This window comes from Tardiphaga sp. 172_B4_N1_3, assembly GCF_052076035.1.
Lineage (GTDB): Bacteria > Pseudomonadota > Alphaproteobacteria > Rhizobiales > Xanthobacteraceae > Tardiphaga > Tardiphaga robiniae.
The window spans coordinates 5,145,808-5,158,303 of sequence record NZ_CP197238.1; the positions used below are offsets into that span (position 1 = coordinate 5,145,808).

The window sequence follows — 12,496 nt, forward strand, 5'->3', positions numbered from 1 at the left end:
GAACCAAGAACAGGCAGTCGATATTCGGTAGTTATGACGCAATTCTACAAGCAACAGCGCGCGTGCATCCTATCTGCCGCATTCGCGGACCACTAGCGTTGCAGGCTGGATCAACCTGGGAGGATCAGCGATGGGGACGATTAGCAAGCGTGGTTTGGCCGCATTGGCCGTTGCGAGTGTATTGCCACTGGCCTTTGGTAGCTTCAGCGCGGCCTTCGCCAAGGACAAGGTGAAGATCGCCTTCGTGGGTCCGCTGACCGGCGCTATTTCGCCTCACGGTATTGGCGGACGCAACTCGGCCGAACTGGCCGTGAAGCTGATGAATGCCGAGCCCAACACCAAATATGAGTACGAGCTCGTCGTGCTTGACGACGAATGCAAGCCCAACGTGGGCGTGCAGGTCGTCACCAAGATCGCGTCCGACCGTTCGATCATTGCCGCGATCCCGCATTACTGTTCCGCCACCGCGATTGCCACCGTTGATATCTTCAATCGCTTCAAGATGCCGATGGTCGTGTGGGCGGCGGTGCTGCCCGAAATTACCTATGCCAAGAAATATCCGGAAGTGCACCGCGTCAGCGGCATCCTGATCGGCCAGAACCGCATCGGCGCGCAGTTCATGAAGGCGCGCGGCTACAAGAAGTTCGTGTCCTTCGCCGACTCCACCGACTACGGCAAGTCGATGAACAAGTACTTCACCCAGTTCACGCTCGAGAACGGTAATGAAATCCTGGGCAGCTTCTCGGTCCCGCCGGATCAGCAGGATCTGTCGGCCGAGCTGACCAAGATCAAGGAGCTCAATCCGGAGGTCATCTATTTTGGTGGCCTGACGCCGCTCGGCGCGCGCCTCCGCACGCAGATGGCCAAGTTCGGCATCAACGCGCAGTTGGAGGGCAATTCCGGCATCATGGGCGACGCGTTCGTCAACGCCGCTGGTCCGGAGCTCGCCGAAGGCACGCTGACCTTCTTCGACAGCCCGCCGATGTCCAAGATGCCGGGTGGCAAGATGTTTGCGGATGCCTACAAGGCTGCCGGCTATTCCGAACCGCCGGAAGCTTACGGACCGTTCGCCTATGTCGCCACCCGTCTGGTCATGGAGACCATCGAGAAGGTCGGGCCGGATCGCGCCAAGGTCACCGCCGACCTTGGCGATGTGAAGGACCGTCCGTCCATCGTCGGTCCGATCACCTTCGACGACCATGGCCAGAACATCACGCCGCTGACCACGAGTTATGTCGTCCAGGACGGCAAGTGGGTGGTCTGGGAAGAAAGCGAATACGTGTCCGGCAAGCGCAAACTCAAGAACCTGCCGTAGGCGCGGATCGTCGGGACATCCCATGGGTATGATCGGTCAACACCTGCTGAACGGCTTGATGCAAGGAACGATCTATGGCCTCGTCGCCATGGGGTTCACCATCTTCTTCGGCGTCATGAACGTGATCAAGTTCTCGCACGGGGACGTGCTCACGCTCGGCGCCTTCGGAGGCCTGGTCGCTGTCTGGGCGGCGAACGCGCTGGGACTGTCGGTGCCGTTGCAGTTCATTGTCGCGCTGTGCGTGGCAATGGCACTGACCGCGGTGGTCGGCGCCGGCATTTCGCATTTCCTCATCATGCCGCTGCGCAATGCGCCGCCGCTCAACATGCTGCTGATGACGATGATGGTCGGTACGGCCATCCGCGAAGCCATCCGGCTGTTCTTTCCGAACGGCACCAATCCGCAGCGCTTTCCGGAATTGCTGCCGGCCGGAGGCTTCAATATCGGTCCGTCGTTCTTCCGCACCGACGCGATTATTCTGATCATTGCAGGCGCCGCCTCGATCGGCGCCGTTTACTGGATCATCAACCACTCCAAATTCGGCCTCGCGATGCGGGCGGTGGCCGAAGACACCGAAACTGCACGTGTGATGGGGATCAATTTCGGTCGCATCATCCCGCTGACCTTTGCATTGGGCTCCATCACCGCAGGCTTCGCCGGCATGATCTATGCGCTGTATTACAGTGAGATCAATTACAGCATGGGCCTGCTGCTGGCCGTGATCGGCTTCACGGCTGCGATCGTGGGCGGTCTCGGCAATATCTGGGGCGCGATCATCGGAGGCTATCTGTTCGCAGGGCTGCAGACTTTCGTCGTTGCCGCGATGCCGTCGATGAGCGACTACAAGAACGTGTTCGCTTTCGTGCTGATCATCGTCCTCATCACCTGGCGACCGACCGGGCTTCTCGCCGAACGCGGGAGCGAGCGGGTATGACGCCGACCTCTCGGACGCTTGTACGGGTGCCGGTGTGGCCGCTGTTTGTTGCTGTGGCCTTCGCTGCAGTGGCGCTCACGGCGCTGGTCCTGATCGAAAACCAGAAATTGCTGGGCGCCGCATTGGCGATCACGGCTGCGGTCTGCTTCTGCGCCGCTCGGTTCGGAGGCGTCGCCGCGACGGAAGTCGCCGCTTCGGAAAATCCCTGGCTGCTGCGTGGCCTGATAACGGTGGCCTCGCTCGCTGTCATCTTCGTGCTGCGCGACGACAATTTCGGCCTGCTGATGCTGGCAACGGTGCTGATCTACGCGACCATCTGTCTCGGCCTCACTGTGCAGATGGGCTATGCTGGCCTGACCAACTTTGCAGCCGCAGCTTTCGCCGGCACCGGCGGATATACCGCAGCGATGCTAGGACGGCAGGGCGGTCTGCCCGATGCGCTGGTTTTGGTCTGCGGCGGCTTGGTCGCGGTCTTCATCGGCTCGCTGCTCATCCTCCCGGTGCTGCGCACCCGCGGACATTACGGCGCACTGACGACCATGGCGTTCGGCGTGATGTTCAACGTCTTTCTCGATGCGAATGACTTCTTTGGCGGTCCGCAGGGCCTGAAGCTTCCCGGCATCAATCTGTTCGGCTGGGACTTCACCAATGACATCCACATCTTCGGCCTCGTGCTGTCGTCATATGTGAACTACGTGATCCTGACCGGTATTCTGACGGCGCTGGCGATGATCTTTGTCGGACTGCTTGACCGCTCATGGGTCGGTGTCTGGTTCGATGTGGTGCGCCTCGATGAGACCGCAGCATCCGTTTTCGGACTAAAGATAGCTTACTGGAAAGTGCTGGCATTCACGATCGGCAACTTTTTGGCCGGCCTGATGGGGGCCGTCTATGCGAAAATGACGGGGTTCATCGCGCCGGCGAATTTCACATTCGGCGACTCGCTGGTGATGGTGTCCATCGTGATCCTGGGCGGCATCGGCAATCGTTGGGGCGTTCTGCCAGCGGCGCTGATCGTCGTCCTGCTGCCCGAGAAGCTTCAATTCATCCAGGAATACCGTCTCATCTTCTATGCCGTCCTGGTCATCGCGATTCTGACCATGCGCCCGGACGGCCTCGTGGCGCGCCGGGTCCGGAAACTGCATACGGAGGCAAGCGCATGACGAGCTTGTCCAACGACGTGCTGCTCGAGAGCCGCGGCTTGACGGTCCGTTTCGGCGGCCTGTTCGCACTTAATGAGCTGAGCATCGACGTCCGCAATGGCGAAGTGCTCGGACTGATCGGGCCGAACGGCTCGGGTAAGACCACGTTTCTCAATGTGATCAGCGGTGTCTATTCCGCAAGTGCAGGCAAGATCTTGCTGGGTGACATCGACATCACCCGCGAGAAGGCTCACAACATCTCGTCTTATGGCCTGTCGCGCACGTTCCAGCGATCGCGCCTATGCCTGTCGCTGTCGGTGTTCGACAATATTGCGCTGGGTGCGCAGCGAACGCTGAACAATGGCCTTTGGCACAATATCGTGCAGCGGAAATCATTCGCCGCGGAAGCGCAGAAAATCGCGGATGAAGCCCGCGAGCTGCTGCATGTCTTCAATCCCGCGCTGCCGGACAAGCTGTTCGATCCGGCGATCTCGCTCGGCATGATCGATCGGCGCAGGGTTGAGATCTGCCGCGCATTGATCGGCAAGCCAAAGCTTGTGCTGCTCGATGAACCGTCTGCCGGCATGACCCATGACGAGACGGATCAGGTGGTGGATGAAATTCTCGGCATCCGCAAATCGCTCGGCGGGCTCACGATCATCATTGTTGAGCACGAGATGGGCTTGATCGAACGCGTCACCGATCGCTGTGTCGTGCTGAACTACGGCAAGAAGATCTGCGAAGGCAAATTCCGTGATGTCGCGGCCGATCCTGTGGTCCGCGAAGCCTATCTGGGGCAAGCATGAGCGGTCATCTCACAGTCGAGAACATCTTCACCGCCTATGATCGGGCGGACGTGCTGTCCGGCATTTCCATCGACGTGCAGCCGGGCAAGATCACCTGTATCCTCGGTTCCAATGGTGCCGGCAAGTCGACGCTGATACGCTCGATTCTGCGGCTGACGCCGCCGCGCGCCGGCTCCATCGCATTCGAAGGCAAGACGCTCGACCAGATGGCAACCCATGAGATCGTCGGTCTCGGGATTGCGTGCATTCCCGAAGGGCGCAGGATCTTCGCGAAGATGACCGTCGAAGAAAATCTTCGGGTCGGCGCCTATCTCGTCAATGCGGAGAAGACGGTCAAAGCGCGCCTTGGCAAGGTGTATGAGGTGTTTCCGCGCCTGAAAGAGCGCGCCAAGCAGCTTGCCGGCACCATGTCCGGCGGTGAGCAGGCGATGGTGTCGATCGGCCGCGGAATGATGACGGATCCCAAGCTTCTGATCATCGACGAGCCATCGCTGGGCCTGTCTCCGCTATTCGTGCAGGAGAACTTCAACATCGTACGCCGGCTCAACGAAACCGGTGTGACCGTCCTCCTGGTCGAGCAGAACGTCAACCAAACCCTTGCGATCGCCCATTACGGCTATGTGCTGTCGCAAGGCAAGATCATCGTCCAGGGCGACTCCGAGATGCTGGCAAAGAACGAGGAAGTCCAAAGCGCCTACTTCGGTGGAGCGCACTGATCAGAAAGAACGTCGCGCTAGCTGATATGGCTGCCGCATCATAACGAAAAGTCAGACTATCATCTGAAAGGAAACGTCATGTCCTCAACCATCCATGAAAGCGCCATCGTCGTCGATGGATTGATCATCTCGGACTTCGGGCGTCCGGTCTTCGAGGACATGCGCAAGGGCGGATTGACCGCCGCCAACTGTACCTGCTGCGTCTGGGAAGGCTTCGAAGCCACCATGCGCAATGTGGTCAAGTGGAAGCGCTGGTTCGCAGACAACGACGACATCCTCAAGCAAGTTTACACGACCGCTGACATCCTGAAGGCCAAAGAGGAAGGCAAGACCGGCATCATCCTGGGCTGGCAGAACGTCACTGGTATCGAGGATCAGATCGGCTATCTCGGCCTGTTCAAGGAGCTCGGCGTCGGCATTATCCAGATGGCCTATAACACGCAGAACCTGGTCGGCACCGGCTGCTACGAGTCGAAGGACGGTGGCCTGTCCGACTTCGGCCGCGAGGTCGTTGCCGAGATGAACCGCCTCGGCATCCTCTGCGACCTATCGCATGTCGGATCGAAGACCAGCGAAGATGTCATCCTCGCCTCCAAGCAGCCGGTTGCCTATTCGCACTGCCTGCCAGCCGGCTTGAAGGAGCATCCGCGCAACAAGACCGACGAGCAGCTGCGCTTCATCGTCGATCACGGCGGCTTTGTGGGCGTCACCATGTTCCCGCCTTTCCTGAAGCGTGGTCCAGCATCGACTGTGGACGATTATGTCGAGGCGATCGAATATGTCATCGATATCTGCGGCGAAAACAGCGTCGGCATCGGCACCGACTTCACGCAGGGCTATGGCCAGGAATTCTTCGACTGGATCACCCATGACAAGGGATATGGCCGCCGCCTCACCAATTTCGGCGACGTCATCAATCCCGAAGGCATCAAGACTATCGGCGAATGGCCGAATCTCACGGCCGCCATGGAGAAGCGCGGCTGGAAGGCCTCACGCATCGAGGCCGTCATTGGCAAGAATTGGGTCAATCTCCTGAAGATTGTCTGGGGAGCCTGAGATGGGGAAGCCGCAGGTTGACATCAATGTCGATGATCAGACCGGGCGCTGGTCGGTCGATGCGACCAATATGATCCTGGTGCCGCAGCATTTCTATATGAACAACCACTTCGCCATCGAGGCGGCGGTGGGAGCTGCGGAGCTGGAGCGCATTCTGCAGCCGGCCGGCCATCGCTCGGCCTATTACTGGTGCGAGAAGGAAGCCGAATTCCACGGCATGTCCGGCGTCGATGTGTTCCGTCACTATATGCGCCGCATCACGCAGCGCGGATGGGGCCAATTTGATGTGCTCGACGTGTCGCCGGAAGCAGGGACGGCGACAGTGCGCTTGCGAAATTCGGCCATGGTTGATGACGAGCGCCGCAACAGTGGTCGCAAGGTGTGTTACATGTTTGCGTCTTGGCTCGAGGGCTCGCTCGAATATGTTGCCGCAAGTGCCGGTCGTGAGGTCAGGCTGCGGGCGCAGGAGGTCTATTGCGAGGCTGAAGGCGCTCACGATCACTGTCTGTTCAAGGTCGAGCCGGCTTAATTTACGCTGGGGACCTCTGTAACGATATTAGGACGCGCCTAGGCAGGTTTCCGAATAAAGATGTGGTCAGCCGTGCCACTTCGCTTCAGTTTGGCGCCGAGTGACGGATCGACCAACTGAATGGCGGAAGCAATCTTGCCCTCTGTCTCATCCTCTGACGTGTATTCCAGCGCATGCAAATCCTGCCTGGCGCGTCGACGCTTGAGCGAGCTGAAGCAGTTCGGCCGCAGACGTTCCGATACGTCGGTCATCAGTGTCCACGCATAGTCCTCGATCTGGAGAACGGACCTGACTTCGTCGTCCCAGCCGCAGAGCACAATTTCCATCTGCGAAAATCCGCCGTTGTCGGCGGCAAACGCTGCTGCTGCTGCTTCCACTGACTCGGCGATATCTGTCGTGCTGCCTGCAAGGATGTCCCTGATCACGATTGTGATTAGCCCGCGGCCGCCGGCGGCGCCTTTCATGACGAGGTGAGCTTCCGGAGCCTGATGGCGTCCGAACCTGCGCCCCAACTGCATTTGTTCAGCGAATTTTTCCAATGGATGATCATCATTGTTACAGGCATGAGCGAGGATCGTGCAGTCGATGCACGGCTTCACATCATCTTTTCGCCAGTAGGTGTCCGGCAGCCAGGCGGTTTCGATCTCCCGCTGCGCATTTGTGAGCGCCCATGCCTGATCCAGCAGGAAGGACTCCGGCAGATTGGGGTGGCTGCAGGTGAGGCGCCGCCAGATGTCGAGCAGCGCTTCGGCGCGCTCGGTCTGATGGAAGAACAGCGCGCCAGTATTCATCACCCCATTCGGGCGACGGTTGACTGCGAAGTCACAGCCCAGCGCCTGCGGAAGCAGTGGAAGATTGGCGAGCCGCGCCTGAGCGTCGATCCAGAACACCGGGCGGCATGCGTGGCTCCACTGCTCGATGATGAAATCGACTTTCGACGTGCCTTGCCGGGCGTTGCTGCAGTTCGGTGATATCTGCGTTACGACGTGATCGAGGCCCGACCGCTTCAGATCTGCGGTAAGGCCAGCATCCTCGCCCTGAACGTCTGAACTCTCGAATGACGAGATGAAAAGCGTATCCTGCTTTCGATATAATCCGGTCGGCACCGTGAGCGGCTTGACGCCGCCCCACCACACCTGATGCGGCGCGTCCGCGCCCTCGGCGCCGAGTGACCCGTGTGCGTGTAATTTCGACTTCAGGCCGTCGAAGGCTGGGCTCTCGCCAACGAGCAAAATGACGATTGCATTCTCGTGCAGGGATTCGATCAGCGCCTGAACGCGCACAGCGTGCGTCGCTTCGAACACAATGACCGCAACGCCAGGCTGAGATACGGCACTGACGCCATCCCAGTCGACAATGCCATGGCACCGGCTCGTTACCTGACGCAAGCGTGCAAGTTGAAGCGCGCCCAGTCGCGGCGGGCGCGCATGCTGCCGGAGGATATCGTCCAAGCTGTCGTTCATCGCCGCCTGTCTCGTTCGTTTGAATGCTTTGACTGATACGAACGAGCTGACGTCGTCAGGCGGATATCTCTGCGATGCGTCGGCACAATATGCTTCTATATGTTTCAGCTCGGTGCGGTTTGTTTCTACTGTGTGTATCTTCATTGCGCGTGCCCGTTGGATGCACGCGGTCAATGTTCTGAAACAAAAAAGATCGCGATGCGCCGCAGATGAGCGCCGCATGCAAGCGTTTTTTCTTTTTCCGACGACGCAGTCCGCTATTTTCAAGTTGCGATTCGGCAAGAATTTCCCAGTGAAAGTGTGACGTTGCCCACTGCCGGAGCCATCGCTGCAAAGTTGCCGGCATCGGTCTTCGATTGCTGAGTGATGTCGTGTCGCTGCAGGTGTTGTCGTTGTGTGCGTAAGAATTCTTTGCATCACTCGCCGCAGTCGATGCGATTTCTCGAGATGCTTTGATGACCTGTTCCCATCAGGCCCGACGTGGCCGCAACAGCCAGTGTAGAAATTTCTGCCTAGTTCTAGGCAGCTTTTTCCCATCAAGTATTTGTAAAATAAGCAAAATTCCTCGCCTGATCGTCGCGCGTCACCCGTTCAAGAGTGAGAGGTCGACCAGAACGGCCGTTTGTCGGCGGAGAAGTGGGAGAAGGGTATGACGTACGCGCTCCAGATTGCAGACGCTGTCGAAACAATGCCGGTGCAGCTCGAAGCCGCGGAGGATTCTCTGATGCTCAACGCGTGCGAGCCCGCGGACGATAGCGACGAGGAGCTGCTGGATAGACTGGCTGCAAATGACGAGACGGCGTTCAGATGTCTTGTCGAGCGTCATATCGATCGTGCGTTTGGCATTGCGCTTCGACTTCTGGGTAGTCGTGCCGATGCCGAGGATGTGGTGCAGGACACCATGCTGAAGGTCTGGACGCATCGCGGGCAATGGGAACACGGCCGCGCAAAATTCTCGACGTGGCTCTACCGCGTTGTCACCAATCGCTGTATCGATCTGCATCGTCGGCCACGCACCGACAATGTCGATGCCGTGCCGGAGCCAGCCGACATCAAGCCCGATGCGTTCAGCACGATGCAGCGCGATGAGGTGGCTAAATTGCTGGAGACGGCGATGCAGCGTCTGCCCGAGCAGCAACGTGTCGCGGTGATCCTGTCCTACCATGAAAACATGAGCAATGGCGACATCGCCGAAGTCATGAACACGACTGTGTCCGCGGTCGAGTCGCTGCTCAAGCGCGGGCGGCAGCAGCTGCGCGAAATCTTGCGCCGCCACGAGCCGGACATCCTGCACTCGTTAAGCGATTGCTAACCATAAATATCCGGTCTCGAAATAAACCGCGCCTGAATTGTGAGGGCCATTCCGTTTAGCGAATGGACGGGGGCTGGCCTGCGTCCAGAGGTCCCCGATCGGTCCGCATCCGCGGCCACATTCAAGGAGCAATTTAATGCCCGTTATTTCAACCAATACCGCGGCCAATTCTGCAGTCCGTTACCTGAATATCAACTCGTCGCAGATGTCGAGCTCGCTCTCCAAGCTGTCGAGCGGCTCAAAGATCACGCAGGCATCCGACGACGCCGCCGGCCTTGCGATTTCGACGCGCATTTCATCCGACGTCACGACGCTGCAGCAGGCCGCAACCAACGCCTCGCAGGCAACCTCGATCCTGCAGACGGCCGACGGCGGCGCCTCGAACATCAGCGACATTCTCTCGCGTATGAAGTCGCTGGCATCGCAGTCGTCCTCGGCGACGGTTACCGACAGCAGTCGCGCCTATCTCAATTCGGAATTTACCGCATTGAGCGATCAGATCGACAGCATCGCGACCGGCACGCGCTATAGCGGGCAGAGCCTGCTGGATGGCACCAGCGCATTCGCCGCGGGCGCTTCCGTTCTGGTTGGCTCGACGTCGGCCGATACGATCACCGTGAAGCTCGACGACCTCACCTCTACCACGTTAGGCGTCGATACGCTCGATGTCAGCACGCAGGCCGGCGCCACTGCGGCCATCGACGCGCTCGACACTGCCATCGATACGGTCTCGGCCGCTCGCGCGACGATCGGTGCGCAGGAATCGCGCTTCAATTTCAGCGCCAGTTCGATCTCGACGCAGTCCCAGAATCTGCAGGCCGCCAATTCTGCGATCACCGATGTCGACATCGCAGCCGAGCAGGCCAAGCTATCGTCTTCGCAGGTGAAGGTTCAGGCCGCGGTCGCCGCGGAGTCGTCGGCGAACCAGATGCCGCAATATCTGCTGAAGCTGCTCGGCTAAGCCGCAGCAATTGCGGGCCGGCGGCAACGCCGGCTCGCCCCCTCGTGCAGGAGAGTAAGGTGGCATGGCGACGGTGACGAGCTCGACTTCCGCAGCGGCAACCGCGGCCTTGGCGACGACGACCTCAGGCACGAAGACGACGACCAGCGTCGATTGGGACGCCTTGATCGAGGCGCAGGTTGCCACCAAGACGGCAGCCGCGACCACAATCCAGACCAGCATCACCGCGAATGAGGCCAAGATCTCGGCCTATCAGCAGTTGCAGACGCTGCTTACGACGCTGACGACCGACACGACTTCGCTGTCCAAGTCGATCGTCAATTCACTGTCGTCGAGTGCCTATGGAGCGCGATCGGCGACCATTACATCCACTGGCGACGTCAATGCCAGTTCTGCCGTCTCGATGGCCATCAGCAACGGCGCGGCGACCGGCGATCACACGCTCACCGTGACCCAGATCGCCACAGCCCACAAGGTGATCGGCACCGCCGTCGCCGACAAGAGCGCGGATCTCGGTCTGACCGGCACTTTCTCGATTGGCCTGGAAGGCGGCACCAGTGCCGATATCTCGGTCACCGGCGGGATGACGTTGGAGGATCTCGTCGATACGATCAACGCACAGGCGTCCACGACGAACGTCCAGGCCTCGATCATCCAGATCTCGAGCAATCAGTACGAGATGATCCTGTCTGCAACCAAGGATAATGCGGATATCACCACCAGTGTCGTGTCGGGCGACGATGTGCTCACGACCCTGGGCGTGACAGATAGTTCCGGCGCGTTCACCGACGTGCTGCAGGAATCGCAACCCGCAATTTTCAGCGTCGACGGCATTACGCTGACGCGCGACACCAATAACATCACTGACGTACTGAGCGGCGTCTCCTTTAGTCTGCTGCAAAGCACGCCATCGGGATCGACAGTCAAGATCAGCATCGATGTCGATACAAGTTCGATCCAGGCTGCATTGCAGCAATTCGTCACGTCCTACAACGCTGTGCGCGACTACGTAACCACGCAGCAGACGCTGTCGTCGAGTGGAACCGCAGACACGAGTGCGGTGCTGTTTGGCGACGGCACCATGCGTAGCGTCACGACGCAGATGGAGCAGGTCCTGAACTCCATCGTCGGCGATCTGTCGATGAGCGATCTCGGCCTGTCGTTCTCGGACACGAACGATCTTGTGCTCGATACGAGCACGCTCGCCACAACCCTGGCCGACAATATTGACGGTGTTATCGCGCTCCTCGCCACCAAGACCACGAGTTCGTCGGCGGCGCTCGCGGTTGTCAATACAAGTTCATCGCCGCCATCGTCCTTCGTGATGGATATCGCGGTCGATAGCTCCGGTGCATTGTCGGTCTCGGTGGGGGGAGACAGTTCGCTGTTTACCGTGTCCGGCCGGACGATCATCGGAAAGGCCGGCACGATCTATTCCGGCATGGCCTTCAGCTACAGCAGTACGTCATCGGCATCGGTGACCATTACGTCGACCATCGGGATTGCGGCGCAGATCAACGCGATCGCGAGTGCCGCATCGAACAAGACCAGCGGCTCACTGCAGGATCTGATCACCAATTTGCAATCCCAGGATGACCGGATGCAGCAGCAGATCGATGATATCAACGAGCGCGCCGCGATCTATCGTACAATGCTGACCACCCAATACGCCAAATATCAGTCGGCGATCTCGTCGGCCAATTCCACCCTGGATTATCTGTCCGCCCTTCTCAACGCGTCGAGTGATTAGTCATGCATCATCAAGCGAATTTTCAGGCCGCCCAGGCCTATCGACAGGCAGCGGTCGCGGTGCCGCCGTTGCGGGCGGTGGTCATGATGATCGATGGGGCGATTACGGCATTGCAGAAATCAGTGACGGCGTCCGAGGAGAAGAAATTCGAGGAGAGCCACGATCTGATGATCCGGGCGACTGCCATCCTGCGCGGGCTGAGCCATAACCTGAATTTAGATCGCGGAGGCGAGGTCGCGGAGGGCCTGCACACCACCTATCATACGCTGATCATGGCCTGCCTGCGGTCGTTCGGGCAGCCGAACGCGGCGCAGTGCTATGGCCGGATCATTGCGAGCCTGACCGAGCTTCGTGACGCCTGGATTGTCGTCGCCCGGAGCACCGCGAAGCCCGCCTGATCAGATCGACACCGGCAGGCAGGGTGAATTCATTGCACCTGCAGAGTTTAGGATCGTTCGGCGTCTTTTTGTGGTTGAAAAGTCGGGGCAGCATTGCCTCGCGACCCGGTCTGC

At 59.4% G+C, this 12,496-nt stretch carries 12 protein-coding genes; 11 read left to right on the forward strand and 1 reads right to left on the reverse strand.

The window, feature by feature from the left end; translation table 11 throughout:
• Window positions 1-130 precede the first annotated feature (130 nt).
• The 7 genes from AB7783_RS24430 (at window position 131) to AB7783_RS24460 (ending at window position 6,498) form a co-directional block, all read left to right on the forward strand.
• On the forward strand, window positions 131-1,315 hold the full coding sequence (locus AB7783_RS24430) for a branched-chain amino acid ABC transporter substrate-binding protein (RefSeq protein ID WP_441279005.1): 1,185 nt from the start codon (window positions 131-133) through the stop codon (window positions 1,313-1,315).
• Between the two features lie 22 nt (window positions 1,316-1,337).
• Window positions 1,338-2,249 carry a branched-chain amino acid ABC transporter permease gene (locus AB7783_RS24435; RefSeq protein ID WP_068737795.1) on the forward strand — a complete coding sequence of 304 codons (912 nt, stop codon included), beginning with the start codon at window positions 1,338-1,340 and terminating at the stop codon, window positions 2,247-2,249.
• Window positions 2,246-3,412: a branched-chain amino acid ABC transporter permease gene (locus AB7783_RS24440; protein WP_439060374.1), complete on the forward strand. Its 1,167-nt coding sequence runs from the start codon at window positions 2,246-2,248 to the stop codon at window positions 3,410-3,412. Before AB7783_RS24435 ends, AB7783_RS24440 begins: the two co-directional genes overlap by 4 nt.
• Window positions 3,409-4,197 (forward strand): ABC transporter ATP-binding protein, encoded by a 789-nt coding sequence (locus AB7783_RS24445; protein WP_320446279.1) that lies wholly within the window; start codon window positions 3,409-3,411, stop codon window positions 4,195-4,197. Before AB7783_RS24440 ends, AB7783_RS24445 begins: the two co-directional genes overlap by 4 nt.
• On the forward strand, window positions 4,194-4,913 hold the full coding sequence (locus tag AB7783_RS24450) for an ABC transporter ATP-binding protein (protein WP_089266582.1): 720 nt from the start codon (window positions 4,194-4,196) through the stop codon (window positions 4,911-4,913). Before AB7783_RS24445 ends, AB7783_RS24450 begins: the two co-directional genes overlap by 4 nt.
• Before the next feature lie 78 nt (window positions 4,914-4,991).
• Window positions 4,992-5,969, forward strand: coding sequence for a dipeptidase (locus AB7783_RS24455; RefSeq protein WP_441279006.1), 978 nt, complete (start codon window positions 4,992-4,994; stop codon window positions 5,967-5,969).
• Between the two features lies 1 nt (window position 5,970).
• The gene (locus AB7783_RS24460; RefSeq protein WP_441279007.1) at window positions 5,971-6,498 is read left to right on the forward strand and encodes a DUF5943 domain-containing protein; all 528 of its coding nucleotides are present in this window, start codon (window positions 5,971-5,973) and stop codon (window positions 6,496-6,498) included.
• Between the two features lie 38 nt (window positions 6,499-6,536).
• Here AB7783_RS24460 and AB7783_RS24465 read toward each other — a convergent pair whose 3' ends face one another.
• Window positions 6,537-7,961: a hypothetical protein gene (locus AB7783_RS24465; RefSeq protein WP_441279008.1), complete on the reverse strand. Its 1,425-nt coding sequence runs from the start codon at window positions 7,959-7,961 to the stop codon at window positions 6,537-6,539.
• Between the two features lie 649 nt (window positions 7,962-8,610).
• Here AB7783_RS24465 and AB7783_RS24470 point away from each other — a divergent pair.
• The 4 genes from AB7783_RS24470 (at window position 8,611) to AB7783_RS24485 (ending at window position 12,382) form a co-directional block, all read left to right on the forward strand.
• On the forward strand, window positions 8,611-9,273 hold the full coding sequence (locus tag AB7783_RS24470) for an RNA polymerase sigma factor (protein ID WP_441279009.1): 663 nt from the start codon (window positions 8,611-8,613) through the stop codon (window positions 9,271-9,273).
• A gap of 136 nt (window positions 9,274-9,409) precedes the next feature.
• Window positions 9,410-10,234: a flagellin gene (locus AB7783_RS24475; RefSeq protein ID WP_184512770.1), complete on the forward strand. Its 825-nt coding sequence runs from the start codon at window positions 9,410-9,412 to the stop codon at window positions 10,232-10,234.
• A gap of 64 nt (window positions 10,235-10,298) precedes the next feature.
• Complete coding sequence (gene fliD, locus AB7783_RS24480; protein ID WP_441279010.1) at window positions 10,299-11,984, forward strand: flagellar filament capping protein FliD; 1,686 nt, start codon at window positions 10,299-10,301, stop codon at window positions 11,982-11,984.
• Between the two features lie 2 nt (window positions 11,985-11,986).
• Window positions 11,987-12,382: a flagellar export chaperone FliS gene (locus AB7783_RS24485; RefSeq protein ID WP_441279011.1), complete on the forward strand. Its 396-nt coding sequence runs from the start codon at window positions 11,987-11,989 to the stop codon at window positions 12,380-12,382.
• Window positions 12,383-12,496: the final 114 nt, after the last annotated feature.

Coding starts and splice junctions, on each gene's coding strand:
- AB7783_RS24430 (WP_441279005.1), top strand. CDS start 131: ATGGGGACGATTAGCAAGCGTGGTTTGGCCGCATTGGCCGTTGCGAGT.
- AB7783_RS24435 (WP_068737795.1), top strand. CDS start 1,338: ATGGGTATGATCGGTCAACACCTGCTGAACGGCTTGATGCAAGGAACG.
- AB7783_RS24440 (WP_439060374.1), top strand. CDS start 2,246: ATGACGCCGACCTCTCGGACGCTTGTACGGGTGCCGGTGTGGCCGCTG.
- AB7783_RS24445 (WP_320446279.1), top strand. CDS start 3,409: ATGACGAGCTTGTCCAACGACGTGCTGCTCGAGAGCCGCGGCTTGACG.
- AB7783_RS24450 (WP_089266582.1), top strand. CDS start 4,194: ATGAGCGGTCATCTCACAGTCGAGAACATCTTCACCGCCTATGATCGG.
- AB7783_RS24455 (WP_441279006.1), top strand. CDS start 4,992: ATGTCCTCAACCATCCATGAAAGCGCCATCGTCGTCGATGGATTGATC.
- AB7783_RS24460 (WP_441279007.1), top strand. CDS start 5,971: ATGGGGAAGCCGCAGGTTGACATCAATGTCGATGATCAGACCGGGCGC.
- AB7783_RS24465 (WP_441279008.1), bottom strand. CDS start 7,961: ATGAACGACAGCTTGGACGATATCCTCCGGCAGCATGCGCGCCCGCCG.
- AB7783_RS24470 (WP_441279009.1), top strand. CDS start 8,611: ATGACGTACGCGCTCCAGATTGCAGACGCTGTCGAAACAATGCCGGTG.
- AB7783_RS24475 (WP_184512770.1), top strand. CDS start 9,410: ATGCCCGTTATTTCAACCAATACCGCGGCCAATTCTGCAGTCCGTTAC.
- fliD (WP_441279010.1), top strand. CDS start 10,299: ATGGCGACGGTGACGAGCTCGACTTCCGCAGCGGCAACCGCGGCCTTG.
- AB7783_RS24485 (WP_441279011.1), top strand. CDS start 11,987: ATGCATCATCAAGCGAATTTTCAGGCCGCCCAGGCCTATCGACAGGCA.